The organism is Ruegeria sp. HKCCD6428 (assembly GCF_013110595.1).
Taxonomy (GTDB): Bacteria; Pseudomonadota; Alphaproteobacteria; order Rhodobacterales; family Rhodobacteraceae; genus Ruegeria.
This window is the reverse complement of the sequence record NZ_WVQX01000004.1, coordinates 335,541-362,293: the sequence shown is the minus strand read 5'-3', so window position 1 is coordinate 362,293 and position 26,753 is coordinate 335,541. Positions and strand designations below refer to the sequence as shown.

Annotated in this window: 29 protein-coding genes and 1 other RNA gene; 10 read left to right on the top strand and 20 right to left on the bottom strand. The window is 59.2% G+C overall.

The window, feature by feature from the left end:
• Positions 1-3 precede the first annotated feature (3 nt).
• Both GS620_RS12395 and GS620_RS12390 read left to right on the top strand, forming a co-directional pair.
• On the top strand, positions 4-927 hold the full coding sequence (locus GS620_RS12395) for an alpha/beta hydrolase (protein ID WP_171616116.1): 924 nt from the start codon (positions 4-6) through the stop codon (positions 925-927).
• 99 nt (positions 928-1,026) lie between these two features.
• Entirely contained in the window at positions 1,027-1,830 is an 804-nt protein-coding gene (locus tag GS620_RS12390) for a methyltransferase domain-containing protein (RefSeq protein WP_171616114.1), read from the top strand.
• A gap of 23 nt (positions 1,831-1,853) precedes the next feature.
• On the opposite strand, the gene GS620_RS12385 is transcribed toward GS620_RS12390, so the two are convergent.
• The 14 genes from GS620_RS12385 to GS620_RS12320 form a co-directional block, all read right to left on the bottom strand.
• The gene (locus GS620_RS12385; protein WP_171616112.1) at positions 1,854-2,690 is read right to left on the bottom strand and encodes an alkaline phosphatase family protein; all 837 of its coding nucleotides are present in this window, start codon (positions 2,688-2,690) and stop codon (positions 1,854-1,856) included.
• A 153-nt stretch (positions 2,691-2,843) separates the two neighbouring features.
• On the bottom strand, positions 2,844-4,481 hold the full coding sequence (locus GS620_RS12380) for an ABC transporter ATP-binding protein (protein WP_171616110.1): 1,638 nt from the start codon (positions 4,479-4,481) through the stop codon (positions 2,844-2,846).
• Positions 4,478-5,293, bottom strand: coding sequence for an ABC transporter permease (locus GS620_RS12375; RefSeq protein WP_171205344.1), 816 nt, complete (start codon positions 5,291-5,293; stop codon positions 4,478-4,480). Before GS620_RS12375 ends, GS620_RS12380 begins: the two co-directional genes overlap by 4 nt.
• Entirely contained in the window at positions 5,290-6,246 is a 957-nt protein-coding gene (locus GS620_RS12370) for an ABC transporter permease (RefSeq protein WP_152458791.1), read from the bottom strand. Before GS620_RS12370 ends, GS620_RS12375 begins: the two co-directional genes overlap by 4 nt.
• Positions 6,247-6,261: 15 nt before the next feature.
• Entirely contained in the window at positions 6,262-7,848 is a 1,587-nt protein-coding gene (locus GS620_RS12365) for an ABC transporter substrate-binding protein (RefSeq protein ID WP_171167064.1), read from the bottom strand.
• Positions 7,849-8,085: 237 nt separating this feature from the next.
• Complete coding sequence (locus GS620_RS12360) at positions 8,086-9,189, bottom strand: glycerate kinase (protein ID WP_171167066.1); 1,104 nt, start codon at positions 9,187-9,189, stop codon at positions 8,086-8,088.
• On the bottom strand, positions 9,189-9,626 hold the full coding sequence (gene dtd / locus GS620_RS12355) for a D-aminoacyl-tRNA deacylase (RefSeq protein WP_171114725.1): 438 nt from the start codon (positions 9,624-9,626) through the stop codon (positions 9,189-9,191). Before dtd ends, GS620_RS12360 begins: the two co-directional genes overlap by 1 nt.
• Positions 9,627-9,668: 42 nt before the next feature.
• On the bottom strand, positions 9,669-10,337 hold the full coding sequence (locus tag GS620_RS12350; RefSeq protein ID WP_371809804.1) for a nitroreductase: 669 nt from the start codon (positions 10,335-10,337) through the stop codon (positions 9,669-9,671).
• A gap of 101 nt (positions 10,338-10,438) precedes the next feature.
• Positions 10,439-11,554 (bottom strand): TFIIB-type zinc finger domain-containing protein, encoded by a 1,116-nt coding sequence (locus GS620_RS12345; protein WP_171616108.1) that lies wholly within the window; start codon positions 11,552-11,554, stop codon positions 10,439-10,441.
• 146 nt (positions 11,555-11,700) lie between these two features.
• Positions 11,701-12,849, bottom strand: a complete 1,149-nt coding sequence (locus GS620_RS12340) for an SPFH domain-containing protein (RefSeq protein WP_152458781.1) — start codon at positions 12,847-12,849, stop codon at positions 11,701-11,703.
• A gap of 22 nt (positions 12,850-12,871) precedes the next feature.
• Positions 12,872-13,792 carry a DUF2927 domain-containing protein gene (locus GS620_RS12335; protein WP_171205350.1) on the bottom strand — a complete coding sequence of 307 codons (921 nt, stop codon included), beginning with the start codon at positions 13,790-13,792 and terminating at the stop codon, positions 12,872-12,874.
• A 49-nt stretch (positions 13,793-13,841) separates the two neighbouring features.
• Entirely contained in the window at positions 13,842-15,032 is a 1,191-nt protein-coding gene (locus GS620_RS12330; protein ID WP_171616105.1) for a toxic anion resistance protein, read from the bottom strand.
• A 29-nt stretch (positions 15,033-15,061) separates the two neighbouring features.
• Complete coding sequence (locus GS620_RS12325) at positions 15,062-15,976, bottom strand: 5-bromo-4-chloroindolyl phosphate hydrolysis family protein (RefSeq protein WP_171616103.1); 915 nt, start codon at positions 15,974-15,976, stop codon at positions 15,062-15,064.
• A 175-nt stretch (positions 15,977-16,151) separates the two neighbouring features.
• Positions 16,152-17,030 (bottom strand): pseudouridine synthase, encoded by an 879-nt coding sequence (locus GS620_RS12320; protein ID WP_171616101.1) that lies wholly within the window; start codon positions 17,028-17,030, stop codon positions 16,152-16,154.
• Between GS620_RS12320 and GS620_RS12315 the strand changes: the two genes are divergently transcribed.
• Positions 17,029-17,493 carry a nucleoside deaminase gene (locus GS620_RS12315; protein ID WP_171616099.1) on the top strand — a complete coding sequence of 155 codons (465 nt, stop codon included), beginning with the start codon at positions 17,029-17,031 and terminating at the stop codon, positions 17,491-17,493. The two genes, GS620_RS12320 and GS620_RS12315, sit on opposite strands and share 2 nt — an antisense overlap.
• 15 nt (positions 17,494-17,508) lie before the next feature.
• On the opposite strand, the gene GS620_RS12310 is transcribed toward GS620_RS12315, so the two are convergent.
• Positions 17,509-18,201 (bottom strand): metal-dependent hydrolase, encoded by a 693-nt coding sequence (locus GS620_RS12310; RefSeq protein ID WP_171616097.1) that lies wholly within the window; start codon positions 18,199-18,201, stop codon positions 17,509-17,511.
• 60 nt (positions 18,202-18,261) lie between these two features.
• On the opposite strand from GS620_RS12310, the gene GS620_RS12305 reads away from it, so the two are divergent.
• Positions 18,262-18,933 carry a ceramidase domain-containing protein gene (locus GS620_RS12305; protein ID WP_171616095.1) on the top strand — a complete coding sequence of 224 codons (672 nt, stop codon included), beginning with the start codon at positions 18,262-18,264 and terminating at the stop codon, positions 18,931-18,933.
• Between the two features lie 71 nt (positions 18,934-19,004).
• Here the strand turns inward: GS620_RS12305 and GS620_RS12300 are convergent, their stop codons facing one another.
• Positions 19,005-19,568, bottom strand: coding sequence for a DUF4202 domain-containing protein (locus tag GS620_RS12300; protein ID WP_171616092.1), 564 nt, complete (start codon positions 19,566-19,568; stop codon positions 19,005-19,007).
• 156 nt (positions 19,569-19,724) lie between these two features.
• The gene (locus GS620_RS12295; RefSeq protein ID WP_171167089.1) at positions 19,725-19,883 is read right to left on the bottom strand and encodes a hypothetical protein; all 159 of its coding nucleotides are present in this window, start codon (positions 19,881-19,883) and stop codon (positions 19,725-19,727) included.
• Between the two features lie 228 nt (positions 19,884-20,111).
• Between GS620_RS12295 and gatC the strand changes: the two genes are divergently transcribed.
• From gatC to rnpB, 5 genes are all read left to right on the top strand, one after another.
• Positions 20,112-20,399 (top strand): Asp-tRNA(Asn)/Glu-tRNA(Gln) amidotransferase subunit GatC, encoded by a 288-nt coding sequence (gene gatC, locus GS620_RS12290; RefSeq protein WP_171092525.1) that lies wholly within the window; start codon positions 20,112-20,114, stop codon positions 20,397-20,399.
• Between the two features lie 3 nt (positions 20,400-20,402).
• On the top strand, positions 20,403-21,890 hold the full coding sequence (gatA, locus tag GS620_RS12285; RefSeq protein ID WP_171616090.1) for an Asp-tRNA(Asn)/Glu-tRNA(Gln) amidotransferase subunit GatA: 1,488 nt from the start codon (positions 20,403-20,405) through the stop codon (positions 21,888-21,890).
• Positions 21,891-21,928: 38 nt separating this feature from the next.
• The gene (locus tag GS620_RS12280; RefSeq protein ID WP_171362448.1) at positions 21,929-22,633 is read left to right on the top strand and encodes a hypothetical protein; all 705 of its coding nucleotides are present in this window, start codon (positions 21,929-21,931) and stop codon (positions 22,631-22,633) included.
• Positions 22,584-23,294 carry an N-acetylmuramoyl-L-alanine amidase gene (locus GS620_RS12275; protein ID WP_253283897.1) on the top strand — a complete coding sequence of 237 codons (711 nt, stop codon included), beginning with the start codon at positions 22,584-22,586 and terminating at the stop codon, positions 23,292-23,294. Before GS620_RS12280 ends, GS620_RS12275 begins: the two co-directional genes overlap by 50 nt.
• Before the next feature lie 124 nt (positions 23,295-23,418).
• Positions 23,419-23,818: RNase P RNA component class A (gene rnpB, locus GS620_RS12270), an RNA gene on the top strand.
• 6 nt (positions 23,819-23,824) lie between these two features.
• Here the strand turns inward: rnpB and GS620_RS12265 are convergent.
• The 3 genes from GS620_RS12265 to GS620_RS12255 all read right to left on the bottom strand — a co-directional run bounded on the left by GS620_RS12265 (position 23,825) and on the right by GS620_RS12255 (position 25,716).
• On the bottom strand, positions 23,825-24,157 hold the full coding sequence (locus tag GS620_RS12265) for a GYD domain-containing protein (RefSeq protein WP_152458759.1): 333 nt from the start codon (positions 24,155-24,157) through the stop codon (positions 23,825-23,827).
• Positions 24,158-24,224: 67 nt separating this feature from the next.
• On the bottom strand, positions 24,225-25,067 hold the full coding sequence (locus GS620_RS12260; RefSeq protein WP_171167097.1) for a DUF2182 domain-containing protein: 843 nt from the start codon (positions 25,065-25,067) through the stop codon (positions 24,225-24,227).
• A 13-nt stretch (positions 25,068-25,080) separates the two neighbouring features.
• Entirely contained in the window at positions 25,081-25,716 is a 636-nt protein-coding gene (locus tag GS620_RS12255) for a DUF1326 domain-containing protein (RefSeq protein WP_171167099.1), read from the bottom strand.
• 278 nt (positions 25,717-25,994) lie between these two features.
• Here GS620_RS12255 and GS620_RS12250 point away from each other — a divergent pair, with 278 nt between their 5' ends.
• Positions 25,995-26,702 carry a DUF533 domain-containing protein gene (locus GS620_RS12250; RefSeq protein WP_171329552.1) on the top strand — a complete coding sequence of 236 codons (708 nt, stop codon included), beginning with the start codon at positions 25,995-25,997 and terminating at the stop codon, positions 26,700-26,702.
• Positions 26,703-26,753 lie beyond the last annotated feature (51 nt).

Below are 26,753 nucleotides of genomic sequence, written 5' to 3'. Positions count from 1 at the left end.
ACAATGGACTATGAACGCCTGATCGACGAAGAAACCTGGGCGTTCATACGTCGCACGGCAGAAAGCTATCCCGATGACGCGGTCGATCTGTCGATCGAGGATCAGCGCCGTGTCTATGACACCATGTGTCAGGACTTTCGCCAACCACGCCCAGCTGGGGTGGAAACAGAAGACCGGACCGCTGATGGTGTTCCGGTTCGAATTTACTCTGCCGGGCAACCAACCCGAACCGTCATCTATTTTCATGGTGGCGGTTTCGTTGTTGGTGGTCTGGAAAGTCACGACGATGTTTGCGCTGAATTATGCGCCCAAACCGGGTACCGGGTCGTCGCCGTCGATTACCGGCTGTGTCCTGAACATGTGCACCCGGCACAGTTTGATGACTGTTGGGCGGCTGCGAACTGGGCCGCAACCAAATTCGGAGACCCATTGATTTTGGCCGGTGACAGCGCCGGTGGAAATCTGGCTGCTGCGGTATCCCACTACGCGCGCGGGCGTATGGACGGAATCCTGGGGCAGGTGCTGATCTATCCGGGCCTCGGTGGGGACCGCACCCGGGGGTCCTACCAGGAACATGCCCAGGCCCCCTTGCTGACGTTGGATGAAATCAAGTTTTATGAAACCGTCCGATGCGTGGGCGATCCGCCCAAGGGCGATCCGACCTATGCGCCGTTGCAGGACAGTGACTTTTCAAACCTGCCGCCGACCGTGGTTGTAACGGCTGATTGCGATCCGCTGCGTGACGACGGGCAGGTTTATTGCAGTCGGATCAATGCGGCGGGCGGGCAGGCCCACTGGATCAATGAGTTCGGTCTTGTGCACGGGTATCTGCGCGCGAGAACCTCGGTGAAACGTGCGGCTGACAGTTTTGAACGTATTTCGGTTGCGATAGAAGCGCTGGGGCAGGGGATCTGGTCCTACGACTGATGCAGTGATTTGAAGGCTCTGGTCCTTTTTGGGGCCTGTATGCCGAAAATCGGCTGGCTGTGGTAAGCTCACTCAAATTTTCCGAGGAGATCTTACCTTATGGCCGACCCCTTCCAGAACGTTGATGCCGCCGGGCCTGAATTCATCAAGTTGTTTGCGGATTCAATGGACCAACGGCAAGCGGACCCGGCCATGGAACGGATCGTTGCCGCCTATCTGGGTCATCTGAACGTCACGGATGCATCAACGGTTGTCGAGGTTGGGGCCGGTGCAGGCGCCGTCACACGTCGCATCGCATCACACTGCCACCCGGCGAACGTCATAGGTTTTGAACCTTCGAAAGGGTTTGTCTCGGAAGCCAACGATCGAGCTAGAGAGTATTCGAACCTGACGTTTAAAGTGGCGGACGGTGCCGCGCTGCCTTTGGAAGATGAAACCGTCGATGCGGTTATCATGCACACGGTGCTCACGCATGTAGAAGACCCCGAATCTCTGATTGCCGAGGCTTTCAGAGTGCTGAAGCCTGATGGTCTGTTGATTGTGTGTGACGCTGATTTTTCCAAAGCGACGTTCAGCTCTTTTCCAAATGATCCACTGGATATCTGCGCAAAAGAGTTCGTCCGCGAGTTTGTAACCGATCCTTTTGTCGTCGCAAAACTCAGGTCAATGATTTCCGATGCCGGACTATCCGTGAAACACTTTGACGTGCAAAGCAGAGTTGTCTCGACACCCGAGCAGATGTTGCCTTGGGTCGACCTGACCACCAAGCAAATGTACGAGCGAGGTGATATCGGAAAAGAACTGGCAGCGGGGCTTGTGGCCGAGCACGAAAGACGTGCTCGAAACGGGTCGCTTTACGGATACCAGGTATTTGCGACAGTGGTGGCGGCGAAGGCCGCATAAGCGGCCCCGAAGCCGCATGACCATTACCGCAGAAACGGTTCCGCCTTCATTGTCTCTGCAATGGGGGCACCCATTCGGCTCAGGATGGTCGGGGCCAATTGCAACTGGTTTATGACGGTCTCGGCGTCTGGCCCTTCTGCGTCACCGAAATAGTACAGCGCCGTTTCCTGTTGCAGCGGGCCGCGCCCACCGTGGTGGCCGCGCTCGTCTTGGCCATGATCCGCGGTGACGATCACTTCATATCCCAACTGGCGCCAGCGGGGGATGAAAGGCGCAAGCATTTCGTCGGCAACAAAGCAGGCGTGATCCATTTCTTCACAATCGTGGAAAAAACGGTGGCCCATACTGTCCAGCGTGCAGGTGTGCAGAATGCCATAGTCCAGCCCGAAACGCAGGCACATGTTGGTCAGAGTGGCATACAGGTCGACATCGGATGGCGTCATCTGGTTGGCTTTGCCATAGCCGGTCATGCTGTGAAAACGGCCATGGTTGATCGTCGCGCTTTCGGGCTCGTCGTATTCGATGTCGCGGACGTAGTCGAAGGGGTGACGGTTGAAGAACTGCGACCAATAGCTGTGTGTCACCGCCCCGGTCACACCACCGGCTTCACGCACCTGACTGAACACGTCCTTGTGGCTCAGCCGGAAGACGTTTCCATTCCCGGTGCAGCCATGCTCTTGCGGTGTCACGCCCGTGTGGATCGACGCATAGCAACTGGCCGATGTCGAAGGCAGCACGGCACGCAGTTTCCAAAGCCGTGCTTCACCACTGTCGACCCAGCCTTCGAGATTGCCGAACAGGCGGCGAAAATTGCGATAGGGGACACCGTCCAGAATGATGAGGAGAAACTTGCGGTCCATGTCGAGGCCCTTTGAGAGACATTGCGTTCCGGCGACCCTAAGAGATTCGACGTCTATCGGCTGCCACTTTGCGCCCCCAATAGCAAAATCCCGACACCTGTCTTCAAACAAGGTGCCGGGATTCAAACCTTCATCGAAATGTCACGAACCGGATCAGTTACCGGCGCTTTCCATCTTGCGATGGGCGACGACCTCTTCCAGCCAGCCCAGATGCATTTCAGGCACCGAACTGAGCAGCAGGTCGGTGTAATCGTCGAAGGGCGGGCTCAGCACCTGACTCTTCGAGCCATAACGGGCCACGCGACCCTGATACATCACCGCGATGCTGTCGCTGATCGCGCGGACCGTCGCCAGATCGTGGGTGATGAACAGATAGGCCACATCCTCGATCTTTTGCAGGTCCAGCAGCAGCTTGAGGATGCCGTCCGCCACCAGCGGATCCAGTGCCGAAGTGACCTCGTCACAGATGATCAACTTGGGCTTGGCTGCCAGTGACCGGGCGATACAGACACGCTGTTTCTGACCTCCGGACAGTTCCGCAGGATAGCGGTCGATGAATTTTTCGCCCAGCTCGATCTCATCCAACAACTCGATGATCCGTTTGCGCTTCTCAGCGCCGCGCATGTTGAAATAGAACTCCAACGGGCGGCCGATGATGGTGCCGACGGTCTGGCGTGGGTTCATTGCCACGTCTGCCATCTGATAGATCATCTGCAACTCGCGCAGATCCTCGCGAGACCGCCCCGCAAGGTCCGGCGACAGCGTGCGACCGGCAAAACGGATCTCGCCATCGCGCGGCGGCAACAGGCCGGTGATCACCCGGGCCAGCGTGGATTTGCCCGAGCCGGATTCGCCCACGACCGCCAGTGTCTGCCCCGGATGAAGCTCGACATTGACGTTGTGCAGCACGTCGAAGTTCAGCCCCTTGTAGCGCGCGGTGATCCCGTCAACGGTAAGCAGCGGTTCCGGTGTGGGCTGCTTTTCTTCGTGCTCGATCGAACGCACCGAGACCAAAGCCTGCGTGTATTCTTCCTGCGGGTTGTTGATGATCTGATCGGTGCTGCCATATTCGACTGTGTCACCCATCCGCAAAACCATGATATCGTCGCTGACCTGCGCAACAACCGCCAGGTCATGCGTGATGTACAAAGCGGCAACGCCGGTATCGCGTATGGCATCCTTGATCGCCATAAGAACATCGATCTGGGTGGTAACATCCAGCGCCGTGGTCGGTTCGTCGAACACCACCAGATCGGGTTCAGGACACAGTGCCAATGCGGTCATGCAACGCTGCAACTGACCGCCCGAAACCTGGTGCGGATAACGGTTGCCGATGTTGTCAGGGTCAGGCAAGCCCAGCTTTGCGAAAAGCTCACGCGCGCGGGCCTCGGCCTCTTTGCGCGAAAACTTCTTGTGCTCGACAGCCGCTTCGACAACCTGATCCATGATCTTCTTGGCCGGGTTGAACGACGCGGCGGCAGATTGCGAGACATAGGCAACCTCACCCCCGCGCAGATTCCGAATATCGCCATGCGATGATTTCAGGATGTCGCGCCCGTTGACCCAGACTTCGCCGCCGGTGATTTCAACGCCACCCCGGCCATAGGCCATCGAGGCAAGACCGATGGTGGATTTCCCAGCGCCGGATTCACCGATCAGACCCAATACCTTGCCGCGCTCAAGGTCAAAGCTGACCCCGTGCACGATTTCGATGTCATGGGGTTTCTCACCCGGTGGGTAAACGGTCGCACCGATCTTGAGGTCACGGACCTTGAGAAGGGTATCACTCATCCCCGACCTCCTTTCAGCGATGTAGTACGGTTGAGGATCCAGTCGGCCACAAGATTGACCGAGATCGCGAGCGTCGCGATGGCCACCGCGGGGTACAGGGCCGCGCCAATGCCATACACGATGCCGTCCTTGTTTTCCTTCACGATGCCACCCCAGTCGGCCAGCGGCGGTTGAACGCCGAGACCCAGGAAGGACAGGGTAGAGATGAACAGCACCATGAAAATGAACCGCAGGCCGAACTCGGCCACCAGCGGTGACAATGCGTTCGGCAGGATTTCCCGGAAGATGATCCATGTCCGCCCCTCACCACGCAGTTTGGCGGCTTCGACATAATCCATCACGTTGATGTCCACGGCGACGGAGCGCGACAGGCGATAGGGGCGTGTCGCATCCAAAAGCCCCATGACAAGGATCAGGATCGGAACAGTAACCGGAACGATGGCCAGAATGACCAGCGCAAGTATCAGGGTAGGGATCGACATGATCAGATCGACTGTCCGGCTAAGCGCCTGATCCGCCCAACCGCCCAGAACGGCGGCCAGAAGACCAAGCGATGTACCGGTCAAGAAGCTGAGCAATGTCGCTGCGGCGGCAATGAAGATCGTCGTGCGGCCGCCATAGATCATGCGGGTCAGCAGGTCGCGGCCGATATTGTCGGTGCCCAGCAGGTGCTCGGCGCTGGCCTGTTCCCATACATCGCCGACCACTTCCGCCATCCCGTAAGGCGCGATCAACGGGGCAGCAATGGCCACGAAGAAATAGGCGCCGGTGAATATGAGGCCAATCAGAGCCGAAATAGGGATGTTTTTCATTTCGGATGCCTCAGTCTTGGGTTGGCGAGGATCGAGACGATATCCGCGACCATGTTCAGACCGATGTAAACAGCCGCGAACACCACGCCGCAGGCCAGAACAACCGGCACGTCACGCTTGGTCACGGCGTCCACAAGGTACTGCCCCATGCCGGGATAGACGAACACGACTTCGACCACGACGACGCCGACAACGAGGTAGGCGAGGTTCAGCATGACAACGTTCACGATGGGCGAAATTGCGTTGGGAAAGGCATGCCGCGCGATGACCTGAAACGTGCTCAGGCCCTTGAGTTCGGCCGTTTCGATATAGGCTGATTGCATGAGGTTCAGAATTGCAGCGCGGGTCATCCGCATCATCTGCGCCAGGACCACCAGTGTCAGAACGAAGGCAGGCAGCGCAATCGCGTTCAGCTTTTGCCAGAACGACATCGAGTCGTTGATCATCGCAAGCGAGGAAAACCATCCCAGTTTGACCGAGATGTAGTAGATCACGACGTAGCCGATCAGGAACTCGGGGATGGAAACCGTTGTCAGCGTGACGGCGGAAATCAGTTTGTCGGGCCAGCGATTGCGGAACCGGACAGCCAGCAGACCCAGAAAGATCGCAAGCGGGACGGATACGATTGCCGCGACACAAGCCAGGAACAACGTGTTCCCGAGGCGTTTTCCGATGCTCTCGGCAATATCAAGCTTGTTGGTCAGCGATTGGCCAAGGTCACCCTGAACGATGCCGCCCAGCCATTCAAAATAACGGGTCAGGGCCGGGCGGTTCAGGCCCATTTCTTCGCGAAGGTTGGCCAAGGCCTCGGGGGTTGCGGACTGCCCCAGGACGGCTTGCGCGGCGTCTCCGGGAAGAGCTTCGGTCAGGCCAAAAATCAAGGCCGAAGCGCCGAACAGCAATAGAATTCCCAGCGCGAGGCGCTGGGAAACCAGTTTTATGATAGGATGCATTATCCGATGCCTGTATCAGACGAACCACATTTTGCGGGACATGTTGCCGTTCATCATTTCCTGTGTCGGGTCGCTTTCCCAACCATCCAGTTGGTTGCTGACACCTTCGACAAAATCGTTGAACATCGGGCAAATCAGACCGCCTTCATCACGGACCATGCGGCCCATCTGGCTATAGATGCCCTTGCGTTTCTCGACATCCAGTTCTGCACGAGCCGCGAACAGCAGGTCGTCAAATGCCTGAACTTTGAAACGTGTATCGTTCCAGTCAGCCGTCGACAGATACGCGGTCGAATACATCTGGTCCTGCACCGGACGACCGCCCCAGTAAGAGGCACAGAAGGGCTGTACGTTCCAAACCTCGGACCAGTAGCCGTCATTCGGCTCGCGCTTGATTTCCAGCGGAATTCCAGCCTGGGCCGCCGTCTGTTGGAAAAGGGCTGCGGCATCCACGGCACCCGGGAAGGCACCGTCTGCAACACGAAGAACAATCGGCGAGCCGTCATGACCGGACTTCTTGTAGTGCTCGGCGGCTTTTTCCACGCTGAACTCGCGCTGTTCGATTGTCTCGTCAAACAGTGGATAGGCTGCGTTAATCGGCATGTCGTTACCGATCGAGCCATAGCCGCGGAGTACTTTGTCCACCAGATCCGCACGGTTGATGGCATACTTCAGGGCCGTGCGCAGTTCGTTGTTGTCGAACGGTGCGGTATCGCAGTGCATGATAAAGACATAGTGGCCGCGGCCAGCGGTCGAGTGCACGGTCAGATTGGGTGCGCGCCCCAGCAGGTCCGCGACCTTTGGTTCAACACGGTTGATGGCGTGGACCTGACCCGATTGCAATGCAGCGGTACGCGCAGTTGCGTCATTGATAACCACGACTTCAACACTGTCGAAGTTACCAAAATCAGAGTTCCAGTGGTTCTCGTATTTTGTGAACAAGTGGCGCACACCGGGTTCGTCTACTTCCACCTTGTATGGTCCGGTTCCGATACCTGCTCCGGGATTGTCCATGCCGCCATCGGGCTGAATGATCAGGTGGTAGTCGGCCATCAGATACGGAAGGTCAGCGTTTGGCTCGGACAGAGTGACCTGGAAATTGTCGCCATCGGCTTTCATCGACTCGATGCCCTTCATGATACCAAGGGCACCAGACTTGGAGTCTTCGTTCGAGTGGCGCTGCATTGTCTTCAGCACGTCCTCGCTGGTCATGGTTTTGCCGTTGTGGAATTCGACACCCTGACGCAGTTTGAAGGTCCAGACCTTGGCATCCGCGCTGCCTTCGACGCTTTCCGCCAGACGCGGTTCGATGGACCCATCGGGTGCAACTTCCACAAGCTGGTCGCCAAACTGTTTGCCGTTCTGGAACGGAACCGAACTGGCATAGGTCGCGGGATCCAGCGAGTTGGTGGATTCGCCACCCTGAAGGCCAAATTTCAGGTCACCGCCTTTTTTCGGGCCAGCCGCGCGTGCTGCGTCTGCGAACATCGTGCTGGCCACCGCCGCCGAAACACCCAGGGCCGCGGCTTTCCCCATGAATTCGCGGCGAGTCATCTTCCCGGCTGTGACCTGACCGGCCATATGCGTTATTTGTTCATTCATTGAGTGTTCTCCCTATTGAGTGGTTCCAGCCCCTTGGGGGGCTTTTTGTTGACGCATGAGTCAACGTTGGCTTATTTCCGCGAACCGGGCAAGGTTATTTCTCCTAAATGCCGAAGGCCGAAGCCTTCGCTTTGTTGTCCGGTGTGCGGCAATTGCTGAGTGGGTGTTCAGGTACATTCTGCATTTTCGGGTAGTTTCTGGTCGATTGCGGGCCAAAGCGGCATGAGAAGCGTCAATTCATCCACGTATCGCGACAACCAGATCCATGACATTGGTGCCGGTTGGCCCGGTTGTCAGCAGGCCTTGGACTTTTTCCAGGAAAGACCCGCTATCGGCGTTTTGAAGGGCGCGTTCGGCGCCCTCACCCCAGGTTGCTCCGGTTATGATTCCACCCGCCGCATTTGTCGGGCCATCCGTGCCGTCGGTGCCGCCCACGATCACCGCAAGATCCGTCTGCCCCGCGATCTCTTTTGCCAATGCAAGCGCAAGGGCCTGATTTCTGCCGCCACGTCCCGGGTGATCAGGCAAGACCACGGTCGGTTCTCCGCCAAAGATCATCACGCCTTTTTCCATTCCACGCAGCATGGGCCCAAGACGCGCCGCGACCTGCAAATAGTCGTCGTGCAGGGCCTCATCATTGGTCCAAATCCTCAGCCCCATTGTTTCCGCTGCTTTGGCGGCGGCATTGCGGGCATGCGCGTTCGAAGCGACGATCCGGTTGCTGGCGGCAAAGGAATGCTTGTCGGGCAATGCTCCGATCCCGGAACCGATGACGTTCAGATCGTCTCCGGGCACATCCGAAATCGCCAGAACCGTGGCGCGGTCTCCGGCGAAATGGGATAGCAGGCCGCCGCCCTTGATACGTGACAGCTTGCGCCGCTCGGCATTCATTGCGCGGATATCCAGCCCTTTGGACAGCAGTTCGCGGTTCAACGCCTCGAGATCCGCCAGCGATGTTCCCGGAAGCAGGTCCTCGGCCAGGGATGACGCGCCACCCGAGACCAGCAGCAGAACATGTGATCCGGGCCCCATCTGTTCCATGGCCAGGCGCAGTGCCCGTCCGCCCGCCAGGCTGCGGTCGTCCGGAACGGGGTGTGACGCTTCGATCACCTCGACCCCGGCCGGCAGGTCGTGGCCATGCCCGTCTTTGGTGACCACAAGCGTGGGGATGGCGCCGAAATGCTCCAGCGCAGCCCTCGCCATGGCTGCGGCGGGTTTGCCCACGGCCAGAATACGGTCTGGTTTCGGGACATCAGGCAAGGCGGCCAGGGTGGCCTTATACCCGCCGACGGCATCAACACCGGCCTGCCACAACCTGACAGCTTGCTTTTCAATATCCATCAATTCTCCACCCAGATCGTGACCGGCCCGTCATTTACAAGCTCAACCGCCATGTCCGCGCCGAACTGCCCGGTTTCCACCGCGATACCCTGCGCGGCAAGGTGCTCTGCGAAGACCTTGTACAATTGCTCTCCCAACTCGGGCGGGGCTGCGTTTGAAAATCCGGGGCGATTGCCGCTGGAGGTGTCCGCCGCCAGTGTGAACTGGCTGACCACCAAAGCAGAGCCTTCAACATCCAGAAGCGAGCGGTTCATCTTGCCGGCGTCATCCTTGAAAATCCGCAGTTTCGCGGTTTTTTCGGCCAGTTTTTCTGCCTGTGCCTTGCTGTCGCCCTGCATGGCGCAGACAAGAATCATGAGCCCGGGACCAGTTTTGCCGATGACGGTGCCTTCGACCGACACTTTGGCCTGTGTCACCCTTTGCAGCAATGCGCGCACTTGGTTCCTCCCCCGAAACGTTGAGCCTGCCTGAGCGATGGTTTAGCCGCGCCAGTCCACAAAGTCACCCAATGCCGCGCGTTTCGTACGGAAGCTGTTTGCAGGATGATCCATATCCGAATAGCCAAAGGAAATTGCGCACAGGATCAACCGGTCATCGGGGATCTGAAAATACTGATGCAAAAAAGGGCTGTACGCCGCCAATGCCGCTTGCGGGATGGTTGCCACGCCCAAAGCCTGAGCGGCGAGCGCAAAAGCCGTGACAAAGCCGCCGCAATCCATTGCACCATAAGGTCCCAGCTCTGCCGGGCTTGAGATGATGGCACAATGTGGTGCGCCAAAGAGGGCAAAGTTCTGCATCATTTGCTGCGCCAATCCTTCGCGGTCCCCCCGTTCTATGCCAACCGCGCTGTAAAGCGCCCAGCCACACGTCCGGCGCCGGTCTTGATACACGCCGGAGTAGGAAACGGGAAAAGGAAGATCGGGGGCCGGCGTGCCGTTCCTGGCTTCGTTTGACATCGCGTCGCGGAACCTGTCGGTTTCGTCTTTGCTGGTGACGACCAATTGCCAAGGTTGCGCATTGCACCAGCTTGGCACCCGCGACGCGCTGGCCACGATCTGTTCGATGTCACCACGTGGCACCGGGTCGGGCCGAAAGGCGCGGCAGGAATGGCGCGCGGTCAGAAGCGTGTTCAGGTCGGCCAGGGTCACGTCATCTTCTCCTCCGGGGCAGCCGGCGGCAGGATGGGTGAGAAGCCGGGGATGTTCAAGGGGTTCCGCCGCAGAGTTTTCGGCGGAGGAACCCCCGAAGGTCATTGCTGCCCGGTCGCCATCAGGTATCCGATGCCCGCGGCAACCAGCAGGCCAAGCACAACGGCGATCGTGATCTTGATTGCCGACCAGGGGCGTTCTCCCTGAACCCGGCCGGTCCGGCCGTTCACCACGAAACGATACGTCTGACCGCGATACTTGTACGCCGCCAACCAGACCGGCAGCAGGATATGTTTGAACGTGACATCGCGCACATCGGTGTCCACTGCATGGATGCGTTGCCTGTCGCCCCCAATATCAAAACGCACGTCCCGCTCGATCACGCGGGCCATATATGCGCGTGCTTCGGCATATCCATCTTTCAGCTCGACCGTATAGGCCTCGGCCCGAAAACCGGCGAGGTACTCTGGCTGGTAAGGTTCCAGAGCCGGGAGATCCCAAGGCTCCAGAGCATCCGTGTAAGCCTTGGGCAGAGACCTTGAGGCCAACACCAGCACGTCGTCAAAAAACCGCGCCACCCGGCCCGACTTGGGCGTCCAGCGGATCTTGGGAACCTGTTGTTGCACCCGTTTGCCATCCCGCATGACGGTGCGGGTTTCATAGTAGACTATGCCGCGCTCTCCGCGATAGGCCGACTTCGTATCGGCGTCGAAGGTCCAGTAGGGCACGTAGATGCCCTGCATCCTGCGGCCCTTGCGGGCATAATCTTTCAACCCGTTCGGCGCGAACCACAGCCTTCCCAGCCAGTCGCTCATGGCTTTGTGGGCGGCGCGCTCGTCCAGCGCAAAGGGCAGAACGCCCTTCGGTTTGATATGCCGGTTTATCCCGGTGTCTGTAACGACCGGGGTGGCGCAGAACGGGCATTCCGCAGCATGGGTGTTGGGATCGAATTCAACCTGCGCTGCACAGTTCGGGCAGGACAGAACCCGCGTCTCCTCGATTTCGCTGTCGGGCAGGCGGTCGGCGATGGCAGCGTCGAAATCCAGCTCGCGCAGGCTGGCGCCGCCCCAGGGGCCGGCACCGATCGGTTCGGAATGGCCGCAATGGTCACAGGTCAGAGTGCCGGATAGCGGGTCGAATCGATAATCCGCGCCGCAATTGTCACATGGAAAACGATGTTCCGCAGAACCGGATGGCGGGGCAGGAGGCTGGGTCATAGGTGGTCACTTGTCGAGGGGAAAGTGAAGATAGCCCCCCGCTCGGCTAGGGTGACATAACCGCAGCAAGGGCAGATGAATTGCGGCTGCGGCGCTTTGCGCCCGCCTGTCTTCGAGCGTTTCCGCGATGCGGTCATGCCGATGCCTCACGCCCCGGGCGGCGGAGGCGGCAGGATCGTGAACAGCTGCGCCAGTTCCTGCACCTCACCCGCCTTCTTCCAGCCGTCCTGACCGGGCGTCCACACGTAGGTGTCGCGCGTGATCTCGCCCTCACTGGCCATGCGACCCATCTTGGCCTTCGAGAACGGGCCGCTGGTCTGTCCGTCCACCGCGATATGCCACACATGCTCCACCGGCGGGGGAGGCGGCGGGGCCACATGCGTGGATGGTTGCGGGGCAGCGGGCGCGGGCGCGCCCCACGGGCCTGACGACTGACCCGCTGCCATGTTCGACATCTGGTTCGCCATCGCCATGCCCATTCCCATACCAAGGCCAGCGCCCATGCCGCCGCCTCCGCTCGGGGAACTGGCGGCCGCCGTCATCGCCTCGGCCGCGGAATACTGGGTGAACTTGCCCAAATCCCCCGCCAGCCCCATCGAGGTGCGTTTGTCCAGCGCCGCCTCGACCGCCGGCGGCAGTGAGATGTTTTCGATGTAGAATTCCGGCATTTCCAGCCCATAACCGTCGAGCACGGGCGAGACCTCGGCCGCGATCAGCTTGCCCAGATCGGCGGTGTTTGCAGCCATGTCCAGAACCGGGATGCCCGAGCCCGCGATCACCCGGCTGAATTCCTGCACGATGATGTTGCGGATTTGAAAGCTGATCTCGTCCATCGTGAATTCACCGTCGGTGCCCACGATCTCGACCAGAAATTTGGCCGGGTCCTTCACCCGGATCGTGTAGGTGCCATAGGCGCGGATCCGGGTGGGGCCGAATTCGGGATCGCGCAGCATGATCGGGTTCTTGGTGCCCCATTTCAGATCGTTGAACCGGGTCGTGTTGACGAAATAGATCTCGGACTTGAACGGCGACTGGAACCCGTGATCCCAATGTTGCAGCGTCGTCATGATCGGCATGTTGTTGGTTTCAAGCATGTAGAGGCCCGGCGTGAACACGTCGGCCAGCTGGCCTTCGTGCACGAATACGGCCGCCTGGCCCTCGCGCACGGTCAGCTTGGCGCCATACTTGATCTCGTGGCCTTCACGCTCGAACCGCCAGACCATCGTGTCACGGGTGTCGTCCACCCAATGAATGACATCAATGAATTCTCCGGTCAGAAAATCGAATATTCCCATTTGGGTTCTCCTGTCCTTGGGGTCAGAGCGACTGCCCCATCAATTCATGTGCGATAATTCGTACGATGGGCCGCGCTTCATCAACGCCTACGCCGGGCTGCAACCGTGGGTCATACAACATCGTCAGCAGCTTTTCGTCGTGACTGGTCAGCAAGGCAAATTCGTCATCATCGTTGAAAATCGAAGGTCGCGCTGCCGGGCTGTCATTGGACAAACCAAGACCCTGAGCAATTTCTTCGTGAATGCAGCTTTGGCGACCCAGATCCGTCAATTCGGCCCGGATAAGGGAAACGGCACGTACGTATCTGTGTGGTGATGAGGTCGTAGCCGACGCAAACACCAGACAGTCGAAATTGGCGCGTGGATTGGCCACCAGATTCAGCGAGTCCTGACTGATATTCGGGATCAGCTGTTTGAGGCGGGATACGACATAGGCGCTGTCATCCTTGCCTGCAAAAAAGACATGGAAATTGGCGTTGCGGGAGACGACGGAAACCGGATGATCGGTCAATCTGGCCAGTCGGGTTGCAAAGGACCGCACCTGATCTGCATCTTTCTGCCGTGCAGAGGGAAGCACGGAGGGCCCGAACTCGGTCTGTATGCGGACAGAGCCGGACCATCGGCTGAGTTGCCCGTCCGTCTGACGCGAGCCAACCGCGACGCTCTGCGTCGGATACTCGCTGTAGAACGCGATCGCTTCAAAATTCCGCGCCAGATCGTCGGCATCATAGGGGGTGTCCGGACCGCCCCCATCGGTGCGCAAAAGCCCCCGCACCAGCAAATCCCGTTCAACCCGCTGATAAAAACGCGCCAGATCCTGACTTGCGGCCGACGGCGGCACATAGGCATTGGCTGCCACGGGGGCGGGTGTCGGGCGAGGTTGCGGAACAACAGATGACGTCAGGGTCTCGTCGCAATTGGCCAGAGCCAAAAGCGATACCATCCCCAAGGTCCCTTTCAAGTAACCGAAGGCCCGCACGCCGATCCCGCCCTTAGCCGGGAACCGCCGTACCGGCAGTGTCGCCGGTTCCGTCGCGGCGCGCCTTGGCGGCCGCCAAAGTGTCGCGCAGTTCCTTTTCCATCTTCTGCAACTCAGCTTCGGCTGCGGCGCGTTTGGCCTTGCCTTCGTCCGCAATGGCAAGGCTTTCGTTGATGGTACCAATCAGGTCGGCATTGGCCTGCTTGACCGCTTCGATGTCGAACACGCCGCGCTCCATCTCTTGGCGGATCATCTTGTTCGATTCGCGCAGGTTGGCCGCATTCGAAGTCAAAAGCTCGTTCGTCAGGTCGTTGGCATCCCGCACCGCGGCGGCGGCTTCGGCGCTGCGTTGTATCGTAACCGCTTGGGCCAGCTGCGTTTCCCATAGCGGGACCGTGTTCACCAGTGTCGAGTTGATCTTGGTGACCAGCGATTTGTCGTTTTCCTGAACCAAGCGGATCGACGGCAGGGACTGCATCGTGACCTGTCGTGTCAATTTCAGGTCATGAACCCGGCGTTCAAGGTCGTCACGCGCCGCGCGCATGTCACGCAGCTCCTGTGCCTTCATCACTTGCTGATCTTCCGGAGCGGCCTGAACTTCGGCTTCCTTTTCAGGGATGTCGTGGCTGTCCAGCTCGGTCAGCTTCTCTTCGCCCGCAGCGATGTACAGCGCCAGTTCGTCATAAAAGTCCAAGGTCTTCTCATAAAGCAGATCCAGAGATTTGATATCCTTGAGCAGCGTATGCTCATGCCCCAGAAGATCGTCGGTAATGCGATCGATCTGGCCCTGAACCTCTTCGTATTGCGCTGTGAATTTTGCAAACGGTGCAGCCCTGCCCAACAGTTTCTCCCACCAGCTGCGCTCGCGCCGCACGTCAAGTTCACTGACCGAGAAACCGCGGATTGTGGTCACGATATTGCGCAGGCTGTCTCCGGCCGGGCCGACATCCTTGTTGCGCACATCCGCAAGCATGGCCTGGCTGATTTCCTGCAGCTCGGCCTGAGCGGACGAGCCAAACGCGACAATCGAATTGGTGTTGTCCATGTCGATTTCATTCATCCGCTTGCGAATTTCGGCGCTGACGGGTTCGTCGGCTTCCTCCAACGACACGACTTCGGCTTGCGGTTCGGGTAGGGAAACTGCGGTGACTTCCTGTACCAGAGTCTCGGCCTGAACTGCCTTGTTCTTGATCTCATCGGACATGGGTATGTTCCTCGCTCAAATATGGCCGGTCAGTCCAGCCGGACGCCTTCGCGCTGCAATCTTTCACGCAACACGTCGATTTCGACCGTCAGATCACTGCGGTCATCCAATAGCATTTTCCGCGTACGCGCGGCAAAATTCTGTTCCAGATCGTCCAGAAGGGCGGAATAGTCGGCCAGTGCCTGCGCGTCGCGGGTGCGCGCATAGACATCAGCAAATTTGACAGTCGCATCACGCGCGCCCTGTAGATACACAGTCAGATATTTTCTTGCGCCGGCCAGATCGCGGGGGTCTTCCTCGACCGTGCGGAACAGGTCACGTGCGGTGTCCTGAAATCGCTCGACTCGGGCTTCGACACGTCGATCGCCCGCGCGTTTTATGGCATCCGTCATTTCCGACAAGTGTTTCTCGGCATCATCGACCACGCGCGCCACTCGGTCTTGCTGAAAGGTGTCGACCCCCTCCATGCCCTTGTTCTTCATCGGATCAAGCCCGAATGAGACAGAATGCAGAGCGGTCGCTGCGACACCAAACAGCACGGGGGCTAACAGGCTGACCTGCGCTGCCGCTTCAGCGTCCAGAAACTCGGACCTGTAAGACGCAAGGCCAGCACCAAGACCGGTGAGAACACTGGCAAATATCTTCCGCGGAAAAGCAGGGCGTCGGGCGGTTTTGCGGGCATTGTACGCGGCCTCAGCTCTCAGACCTTCTCGCAGCAAGAATGCGGCCGCCGTCAGAAAACCAGCGGCGACCAGCCCCAGCGTCATACCAATCGCGCCGTCGTTCAAGGACAGAAACACCAAAGGAATGGCGGGTAGAAACAGAATATTCGCACGTGCGCCAGCGGGCTCGACCCGTGCGCCGTCAAACTGACCCCTCGGCAGTGGAGTGTTTTCCGATTCATCGCCGTGCGGGCTGTATTTGCCGCCAAACCGTTTTGCCATGGCTTACAGACCCCCGAGCAAGCCAGTGCAGACACCGAACAACAGTACCAGCAGTGCGGCGTAGGCCAGTTTTTGCACTCCGCTTCCGGACATCACGCCCCCCAAATAGCAGCTTTCACTGAAAATTTAGGGGATACGCGGGCTTAGCGCTAGGGGGAAGGTTGCCGAACCCGCATCACTTGCGGGGATTCTTGCCGATCCGAGGCCGTTTTCTTTGTGGCCGTGACGGGCGTTTGGGCGCATTGTCGGGTTTGTCTTCGGCGTCCAGACCCAGCTGGTCGCGCATGACCCGGCGACGGACTTCTTCGACCTCGCCCTGTTTCAGGGTCCCCAGCTGGAAGGGGCCATAGGACACGCGCAACAGTCGGTTCACGGTTAAGCCGATATCTTCCATCGCGCGGCGGATTTCGCGGTTCTTGCCTTCGCGCAGGCCGATCGTCAGCCAGGCATTTGCGCCCTGTTGGCGATCCAGCGACACGGTCATTGGCTGAAACCGCTCTCCCTCGATCACCAGCCCCTTGCGCAGCGGTTCGAAATCCTCGTCCTTCGGGCGACCGTTCACCCGCACGCGGTACTTCCGCAACCAGCCGGTCGAGGGCAGTTCCAGCTTGCGCTTGATGCCGCCATCGTTGGTCAACAGCAGCAATCCTTCGGAATTCAGGTCCAGCCGACCGACGCTCATCACCCGTGGCATGTCGTCGGGCAGCTTGTCGAAAATTGTCTCTCGTCCTTTTTCGTCGCTGGTCGTCGTCACCAACCCGGCGGGCTTGTGATACAGCCAGAGACGCGACGGTTCCGGTTCCGAGACCGGCTTGCCGTCGACTGCGATCTTGTCTTTCGCCGTCACGTTCAGGGCGGGGCTGTCGATGGTCTTGCCATTCACTGCCACGCGGCCTGCTTCGATCATGCGTTCCGCCTCGCGCCGCGACGCTACGCCAGCGCGGGCCAGGACTTTGGCGATCCGATCGCCGGGGGGTGGGGTCTTGTTCATGTCAGGGCCATACCGCATCCCGCGCGCTTGCGAAAGGCGGGTTTCTGATGCAGTCAGGGGCATGGTGTTCAAATCGCATATGCAACAGGCCCTGTCCGAGGCGCGAGCGGCAGCCGACAGGGGGGAGGTGCCCGTGGGGGCTGTTGTCGTTGGTCCGGACGGAACGGTCGTGGCCGCGGCCGGAAACCGGACGCGCGAGTTGAATGATCCCACGGCCCATGCGGAAATCATGGCCTTGCGAGCAGCCTGTGCGCAGGCGGGCTCTGAACGGCTGCCGGATCATGATCTCTACGTCACGCTGGAGCCTTGCGCGATGTGCGCCGCAGCCTTGGCGGTCGCGCGTATCCGGCGGATCTATTACGGTGCGGCAGACCCCAAATCCGGGGGCGTGGCGCATGGCGCGCGCGTGTTTTCACATGCACAGGCGCATCACGTGCCCGAGGTCTATGACGGGATTGCAGGCGAAGAGGCCGCCGCGCTTTTGAAGGCCTTCTTCGAAGCGCGCCGCCAGGACAAGCCGGGCTGACGCGCTGCGCTGTCGTCAGACGGTGATGGCTTTCATAACCTCAGGTTCGATCACTTCGACCCCCGGCAATCCGTCGATCAATGCCTGTGCGGATTGTTCCAGAATGGGGAACGTCCTGTAGTGGCATGGGATGACCGTCTTGAAGTCGAAGTACCGTTTCGCGGCATAGGCGGCGGCTTTCATATCCATGGTGAAATGCCCGCCGGCTGAAAGGATGCCGATATCGGGCTTGTAGTAATCCCCCATCCAATCCATGTCCGCCATGATGTCGGTATCGCCCGAAACATAGAGCATACGCCCCTCGGCCGCGATCATGAAGCCGACCTCGCTGCCGCCGGTGCGCAGACCATCTGGTGTTGAAAAAGTCGAACTGTGAGAGGCCGGAACCATTGTCACCTTGACGCCGTTCAGATCGACGGTGCCGCCTTTGTTGAAACCGATGGTCTCGATGCCTTCCGCTTCGCTCCAGTATCCCATCAGGTCATACTGTCCGACAACGGGGATTTTCAGGTGTTTGGCCAGCGGCAGAATGTCAACCACATGGTCGAAATGCGTGTGGGTCAGAAGGATATGAGACGCACCATCCAGCGCTGCATCATGCTGATCTTCCGGCAAGACCGGGTTGCCGGTCAGCCACGGGTCGATCAACAGAACCTGCCCCTGAGTTTCAATGCGAAAACTGCCATGGCCCAGCCAGATAATGTTCATTCCGGTTTTCCTCCCATAAGGTCTCTTGGCAGCAGCCTAGCATCGGCTATGTAAAATTCCATGGACTGGATTCGAGAAATTGATGGCTATTGCGAACGCGTGTCGGCGGACTATTGGGCCGAGCCGATCAATGCGATCACGAACGCTGCTTTTCTGATTGCCGCATGGATCATGTGGCGGCGCGTGCGCGATCAGGACATGCCGTTTGCCAAGGGTCTGGTCGTGATTTTGGCCATGATCGGGGTCGGAAGCTATCTGTTTCACACCCATGCCCGGGTTTGGGCGGCTTTGGCGGATGTGGCGCCGATCCTGCTGTTCATATTGGTCTATATATTTGCGGTGAACCGCGACATCTGTCGCATGTCGTCCGGAATGGCGATCTGCGGTACGATTCTGTTTCTTCCCTATGCGGCACTCGTTGCGCCCCTGTTCCAGCTTGTGCCGGGGCTTGGCGGGTCGGCGGTTTACGCGCCGGTTCCTTTGTTGATCCTGATCTATGCGTTCCTGCTGCGGGGCCAAGACATGATCCTGGCCAAAGGGATGACAATCGGGGCCTTGATCCTGATTCTGTCGATCACGTTCCGGGCGCTGGATTTGCCTATTTGCAGGCAATGGCCAATGGGGACGCATTTCATGTGGCATATCCTGAATGCCATCATGCTGGGATGGATGATCGAGGTTTATCGCGCAGCTCTTGTCAGGGGCCGTTTCGGCAAAGGCCCGGCGTCTTGAGGCGCGGAAGGATCGCTTGTGTCCTCCGAGCCTCGTGACAAGTAGGTCAACGAAACCGCCCTGGTCCGCTCCTAGTTCTGAAAGGCTGCGGCCAGATGGTCGGGCAGATCAAATTCGTTCAACACCCGAGCGCGGCCTTCGGGCGACATCTTGCGGGCTGTTTTTTCAACGATGCTCTGGATTTTCTCGGCCGAGTGTTTTGCGGCAAAGGGCTGGAAATACCATTTCAGAAACACAAAGCAGATCACGTCTTCCAACGCCTGCACTTCCGCGTCCCGCTTGATGCCCTGTTTGCGCAACATACGCCCTGCGGCCTCGACCTGTTCTGAATCGTAACCTTCGCGGGTCATCAACCCCATGACCACGTCGGCATGGTGTTCGCCCTGCGCCTTGCGCCATGACAGGTATCCAACCCGACCTTCGGGATATTCACTGCGGGCAAGTTTCCAACGTTCCACATGCTGCCCGCGCGCGGCGATTTGAAGGGCGTCAGAAGCGTCCGGAAACAGGCGGCCCAGCTCGGCACTCATGCGTTCGCCATACAACAGCGCCGCGGGGCGGCCCTCGTCTTGGTTGGGGTCATTTGCATTGGCTGCGTCGATTGCGTCCAGAACCGCTTGTTTTTGCGTGCTCATAATCTGCTCCACTGGCTTGCCTGAACTACGAAACCTCGGCGCAGTTCTGTTCTGTATTCGGCGTCATGCTAGCGGCTTGCTCTGGGATGTGCATCCTCGAAAATGAAAAACAGCCGGGTCAGAGAGGGGATATCTGACCCGGCCAGGACCTGCGCGTTACTTGGCAGGTTTAACCTGATCCTGCGTGACCGGTTCCGTGATAGGGGACGGGAAGGTCAACGTGCGTGTCAGGTTGCTTGTGTCGATACCCAAAGCCATGGCCGGTGCGGCCAAAATCGTGGCGGACAAGACTGCGGCTGTTATCAGGGGTTTCATGTTTTTTCTCCGGTTTGCGTTATGTCGCATAAATAAAATGAACAGTACAGTTTAGTTTTCAAGATCGATAATGAACTATTCGGTTTACTTTTTTGCATACCAGTCATTCAGTTTTGAATAGCCTCAGAAAAGGGGGGAGTTCCAAACTCGGACCTGCCCAGGGCAGCCCGGTCTTGCGACTGCCGCTACAGACGGGTAAACGCCCCCTAACATAGATGAGGGAAGCCGATGTCGATTGACCAAAGCACCGCCGCCAAAGTGGCCAAACTGGCCCGGATCAAGGTCGAGGATGACGCGCTGCCGGCGCTGGCATCCGAGTTCAACACCATCCTTGGGTTCATCGAACAGCTGAACGAAGTGGATGTGGAAGGTGTCGAGCCGATGGTTTCGGTCACACCCATGCGCCTCAAGCGCCGTCAGGACGAAGTCACCGATGGCAATCAGCAGGACAAGGTTCTGGCCAACGCCCCCGACGCCCGCGAAGGGTTCTTCGCAGTCCCCAAAGTGGTGGAGTAAGACATGAGCGATCTGAACAAATTGGGCCTGGCCGAGGCCCGCGACGCGTTGCGAGCCGGCGACGTCACCTCTGTTGAGCTGACAGAAGCCTGCTTGAAAGCCATTGATGAAGCAGATGCGCTGAACGCATTCGTCCACAAGACGCCCGAGATCGCGATGGAGCGCGCCAAGGCCGCGGATGAACGGATCAAGGGTGGGGACGCTCCGTCAATGTGTGGCCTGCCGATCGGCATCAAGGACCTGTTCTGCACCAAGGGCGTGCCGTCACAAGCCGCGTCGGGCATTCTTGAAGGCTTCAAGCCGGAATACGAATCCACCGTGTCACAGCAACTGGCCGACGCAGGCGCGGTGATGCTGGGCAAGCTGAACATGGACGAATTCGCCATGGGCTCGTCCAACGAAACATCGGTCTATGGCAACGCGGTCAGCCCGTGGCGTCGTGGTAACGATGATGCGCAGCTGACGCCGGGCGGTTCGTCGGGCGGATCTGCGGCCGCCGTTGCTGCCGATCTGTGCCTTGCAGCAACGGGTACCGATACCGGCGGTTCCATCCGGCAGCCCGCGGCTTTTGTCGGGATCACCGGCATCAAGCCGACCTATGGTCGTTGCTCGCGCTGGGGCATTGTGGCGTTTGCGTCCTCGCTGGATCAGGCCGGTCCGATGACCAAGAATGTCCGCGACGCCGCGATCATGCTGGAAACCATGTGCGGCCATGACGCCAAGGATTCGACCAGTGCGGATCTGGCCGTTCCGAATTTCGAAGCGATGCTGACTGGCGACATCAAGGGCAAGAAGATCGGTATCCCCAAGGAATACCGCATGGACGGCATGCCCGCCGAGATCGAAAAGCTCTGGGCCGATGGTGCCGCGATGCTGAAGGATGCGGGGGCCGAGATCGTCGATATCTCGCTGCCGCACACCAAGTATGCGCTGCCTGCCTACTATGTGATCGCCCCGGCCGAGGCGTCCTCGAACCTCGCCCGCTATGACGGTGTCCGCTATGGGCATCGTGCACAGTTGGCGCAGGGGGATGGCATCACCGAGATGTACGAAAAGACCCGCGCCGAGGGCTTTGGCCACGAAGTGCAGCGCCGGGTCATGGTCGGCACGTATGTTTTGTCGGCTGGATTCTACGACGCCTATTACAATCGTGCCCGCAAGGTGCGCACGCTGATCAAGAAAGACTTCGAAGACGTGTTCGCGGCCGGTGTCGACGCCATCCTGACCCCGGCAACCCCATCGGCGGCCTTCGGTCTGGGCGAAATGACCGAAGCAGATCCTGTTCAAATGTATTTGAACGATGTCTTCACCGTGACCGTGAACCTGGCCGGACTGCCCGGTATCTCGGTCCCCGCAGGCCTGGACACACAAGGTCTTCCGCTGGGATTGCAGCTGATCGGGCGTCCCTGGGAAGAAGGCGACCTGCTCAATACCGCCTATGCGCTGGAAAACGCGGCCGGTTTTGTGGCCAAGCCCGGGAAATGGTGGTAAGCCTCGGGCAACTGAAGCACTAGACACGGAGCCAAACAATGCGCGTTTTGCTTTTGGTCCCCGCTCTTGCACTGGCAACGGCGTGCACGGATGTCGCGCCGCTGACCAGCACGGGTTTCAACACGCCTGAATACCAGGCGCAGCGCGAGGCTCAATTGGCAGGTCAGGGCGTGGCCGGCAACCCTCTGCTGGCCCCGGTCGAAGTTTCACAACAACCGCTGGGCGCCCCGGGTACGGCGCCTGTTGCCACGGGTGAAAACGCGGATATCGCCAACCAGACCGCGGCGGCATTGGCCAGCACATCTGGCCAAAACCCAGCCGCGGTTACGGCGGTTCCCGTGGCGAACACTGGCGCGATTTCGGATGAACAGGATTTTGCCGCCGTGTCCGAACGCCGCAGCATCGAATCCGACGCCGCCCGGGTCGAGCAGAACCGCCAGACGTATGAACTCGTGGCCCCGACGGCAGTGCCCGAGCGCACGGCGAGCGGCCAGACAAACATCGTGCAATATGCACTGAGCACGTCCAATCCGGTAGGTGTGCAACTTTACAGCCGGTCCGGTTTCAACCTTCAGGCCAAGGCTCAGAGGAACTGCGCGCAATTCCCATCCCCTGATCAGGCTCAGATCGAGTTTCTGTCCAATGGCGGCCCCCAGCGCGACCGCAAAGGTCTGGACCCGGATGGGGATGGCTATGCGTGTGGCTGGGACCCGAGCCCGTTCCGCAGTGCCGTCAGCAACTGACCCCCTGAACCCGATCTGGCATCCGTCACCCAATTTTGGTGAGCGCCGAGATGGTCTGACACCATCCTTGATCGTGATCCATTACACGGCGATGGACAGCGCGCAGGCGGCTTTGGATCGTCTGTGCGACCCAAAGGCCGAGGTCTCGGCCCATTACCTGATCGGCAATGATGGCACGCTGTGGCAGATGGTGCGCGAAGAAGACCGGGCTTGGCACGCGGGTGCCGGAGAATGGCACGGCCAGACCGACATCAACTCTCGTTCCATAGGCATCGAGCTGGACAACGCCGGCAAGCATCCGTTCCCCGAACCCCAGATGCATCGGCTGGAACAGCTGTTGCGCCAGATAATGCACCGTTGGGCCATCTTGCCAAACGGTGTTATCGGCCATTCGGACATGGCGCCTGGGCGCAAATTTGACCCCGGTCCGCGATTTGACTGGTTGCGGCTCGAGCGCAACTTGCTGGCCACGCCCCGCGGATATGCCGCTGGTCCGCAAACTGCATCAAAGGGCCAGTTCCGAAATCTGGCTCAGGCTGCCGGTTTCAGCGCTGATGTAGACGATGATACGCTGTTGCATGCCGTCCGCCTTCGATACCGCCCATGGGGCAGGGGGCCTTTGCAGCAAGCCGACCTTGCACCGTTGATCCCGCACTCCTGATCCGCCCTTCATCTGGCTGAAAATATCCCGGGGTTGAATTGGCCGCAGGCCAAGAAGGGGCTGGCCCCTTCTCTGAACCATCCACCCTTGACGCCGCCGACCGCAGAGCCTACCCAACCCACGCGCGGAGGGCCGGATGGCCGCTGGGGTCGCAAGGCCCGAGAGGAAAGTCCGGACTCCACAAGACAACGGTGCCGGGTAACGCCCGGGCGGGGTAACCCGACGGAAAGCGCCACAGAAATCAGACCGCCCGGAACTTTGGTTCAGGGTAAGGGTGAAACGGTGGGGTAAGAGCCCACCGCGCCCCTGGCAACAGGGGCGGCACGGCAAGCCCCACCGGGAGCAATGCCAAATAGGGTCCCGGCGCGGGCCGGTCGGCGCAAGCCGATACCGCCGCTAGGCACGTCTTGGCCGAGAGGGACCGGGTTGGCAGCTTGAGCCGCGCAGCAATGCACGGCCTAGAGGAATGGTCATCGAAGGGGGTAACCCCGGAACAAGATCCGGCTTACAGGCCCTCCGCGCGTATTCGCCTATCCTCCGGGCGGCGTGTAGGAACCGGTCAGCGCCGCCGCTTTCTCTGTTATCGACGTGAACTCGTCTGCGGTCCAGGCGCGGACGGTTTCGATGTTCGTCACTGCACCCGACGCGGCGACAGCCATGCCAACGGCCACGGCGTCTGTCCCATCTGGGGCTTCGCTGATCACAACCACGTCGTTGCTGCCGGTTGTCATGTAGAAGGACAGCAGCCTGCCGCCTACTTTTTCCAGCAGAGCCTTCACCGGACCGGTGCGGTTCTCGGGCTTTTGCAACATGCCTTTGACACCGGCTTGCGAGTAAGATGCGTAAGTAATGAAAATGGGCATTGATACCTCCTGTTGCGTCAAATCGTTTTTGGATCTTCAAGTCAGCCGACCCCGGGGCCGTTCAAAATCAGGTGCCGGAAAACAACGGTGCCGTGATGAACCAGAGGCCAGCGCCGATCAGCGCAAAACCTGTTACCGGCACAAGCCACCGGGCCCCGGGCAAAAGTTTTTCCAGCGCGACATAGGCGGCAATTCCGACAATCCAGTAGAGGTTCATGATCCCTCCGACGAAAAGCAGCAGCATCAGTGCCCAGCAGCATCCCAGACAATACGTGCCGTGCAGGATACCGGTGCGGAAAGCACCGAATGTTCCGGGTCGGTTGTGATCGGCCAGGAAACGTGCGGGGCTCTGACAGTGGCGCAGGCATGCGTTTTTCAAAGCTGAAAACTGATAGGCGCCAGCCGCCAGCAGAACGCTGCCTGCGAAGACACCCGAACTGATCGTCATCATCGGCCCGTCGGACAACCCGATTTGTTCCAACCCCCATTGCAATGCGGTTGCAATCAGGCTGAACGCCCCCCAGGCCACCAGATAGCCGGATAAAAACCACAGGCTGAACGCAACCGTCCGGTGCTTTTCAGGCCCTGTCCGCTTGACCGCGATGAACAGAAGAACGGCAGGCGCAGCGCTTGGGGTCATCATGGCGATCATCATGACCCACCACATCAGAAAAATCAGCAAGGCATAGCTTGCGCTCCACGCTGCTGCCGGGCCCATTTGCATGGGATCTCCGACAGGGCCGGCCATCCGGGTCATCTCGACCGCGGACATGTTCATCCCGACGCCAGCTATCGTGTACCAGGTTGCACCGAGGATGATCAGAAGAACGCTTCCCAGAACAATCGCGCTGTCCTGTCTCAGCAACCACTCAACCGTCCCGCCCCGGGGCGATGCGTTCTGCTTGGTCATGGGTGTTCTCTGCTTATGCGCCCAAGACGCCATGGCCCGAGATGTTCAGATGCGCCAGATGAGCATGGGTTGCGTCAAAGGTCAGCCGGATCTGACCACCCGTTGTAGTCGCACTGCCCGATGCCGCCTCGGCGTGGCGGTATTCAAAGCCGTTCGGCAACTGTATCGACGCGCGGTGAGGTGCGCCCGATACGATATGAGGGATCGGATTGACCTCAACATCGAAAACTCCGGCAACCTTGGCGTATCCGCTGCGCTCGTCACGGTTCCAGTCCAGTTCAATCGGAACAAACAGCGTTTCATGTTTCAAAGGCGCCATGGCGCTGAAGACATACCAGAACGTGGCCATTTCATCCGTATCCTGACCGGTCATGATCGCTTGCAACGCGGCACGCTGTTCAGCTGTTGCGCTTTCATCAATGATCAGCTGCATCTGACCGTTACCTTCATGAATTGGTCCCGGCCAATGATAGACCCCTGCCGCCCGAAGACCGCCCAGATCAGTGTCACCGTAGTGACCGCTTTGAATGTCAAAGACGACAACCGCCTCGCAATTGCCGTGTGACGGCAGTACGCTGAACTGACACGGGCAACCGAAGTTGCAATTGCAATTGGCCAGTTCTTCGGCCTGAATAGCCCATTCTGTCATGATAGCCCCCCAAGAAAAGTCGCATAAAACAACTCTGCTCGTTGCGGGTTGACCCCATTCACGCTGCCTCGGCCTTCGAGCCTGAATTCGGCTTCTTGGATGGGCGAACCTATCACGAATCCGTGATATGTACAAACAAGACCGCAAATTACATGCCATCTTTGGGCTTTATCATGTGCCGGGCTATGGGCCGGTCGCGTTCAGGTTGAGCACGGTATTCGGGATTGCATTCGGCTGTTAGACTTTCGGAACCAATTTGAAGATATGGGAGGTTGATTATGAGCTTTATGAAAACACTGGCGTCCGTGGCCATTGGTTTTGCTGCGGCCAAGGGTATGGAAAAATATCAGAAGATGGGCGGCATGGCTGGGCTGCAAGACATGATGCAAGGCGCCGGCGGTGGTTTTGGCGCGGATCAGCTGGGCAAAATGGCAGAACAATTTGGCCTGCCCGGTGGCGCGTCAGGCTTGCAGGACATGATGAGCAAGATGGGGGTTGGCGGCAGCACAGCCGGAGCCGCTGGTTTGGGTGGGTTGTTGAACGCCATGCAAGGGGCCGCCAAAACTGCCAATCAACACACAGGTGACATGATGGAAACCGTGTTCGGCGGCACGCCCGCGGGTGCAGCGATGGAAGAGCAGGCAAAACTCATGCTGCGCGCAATGATTCAGGCTGCCAAGGCAGATGGTGAACTGGACGAACAGGAAAAGGAAATCATCCTGGGTGAATTGGGCGATGATGTCAGCGAGGAAGAGCGCGCATTCGTGCAAGAGCAGCTGAACGCACCGATTGACGTCATGGGATTGGCGGCTGATTCTGGTGCGCCGCTCAAGACGCAGATCTATGCAACTTCCCTGGCTGCGATCCGTCTGGACAACGCGCGCGAGGCATCTTACCTGCGGCAATTGTCCACCGCTCTGGGTCTTTCCGACGCGGAAAGAGACCAGATTCACACGTATATGGGCGCGCCTACCCTGCCTAGTTGAACCTGCACCAGATTCCTGTGCCTGTATGATCCGATTGGCCTTGACATAGGC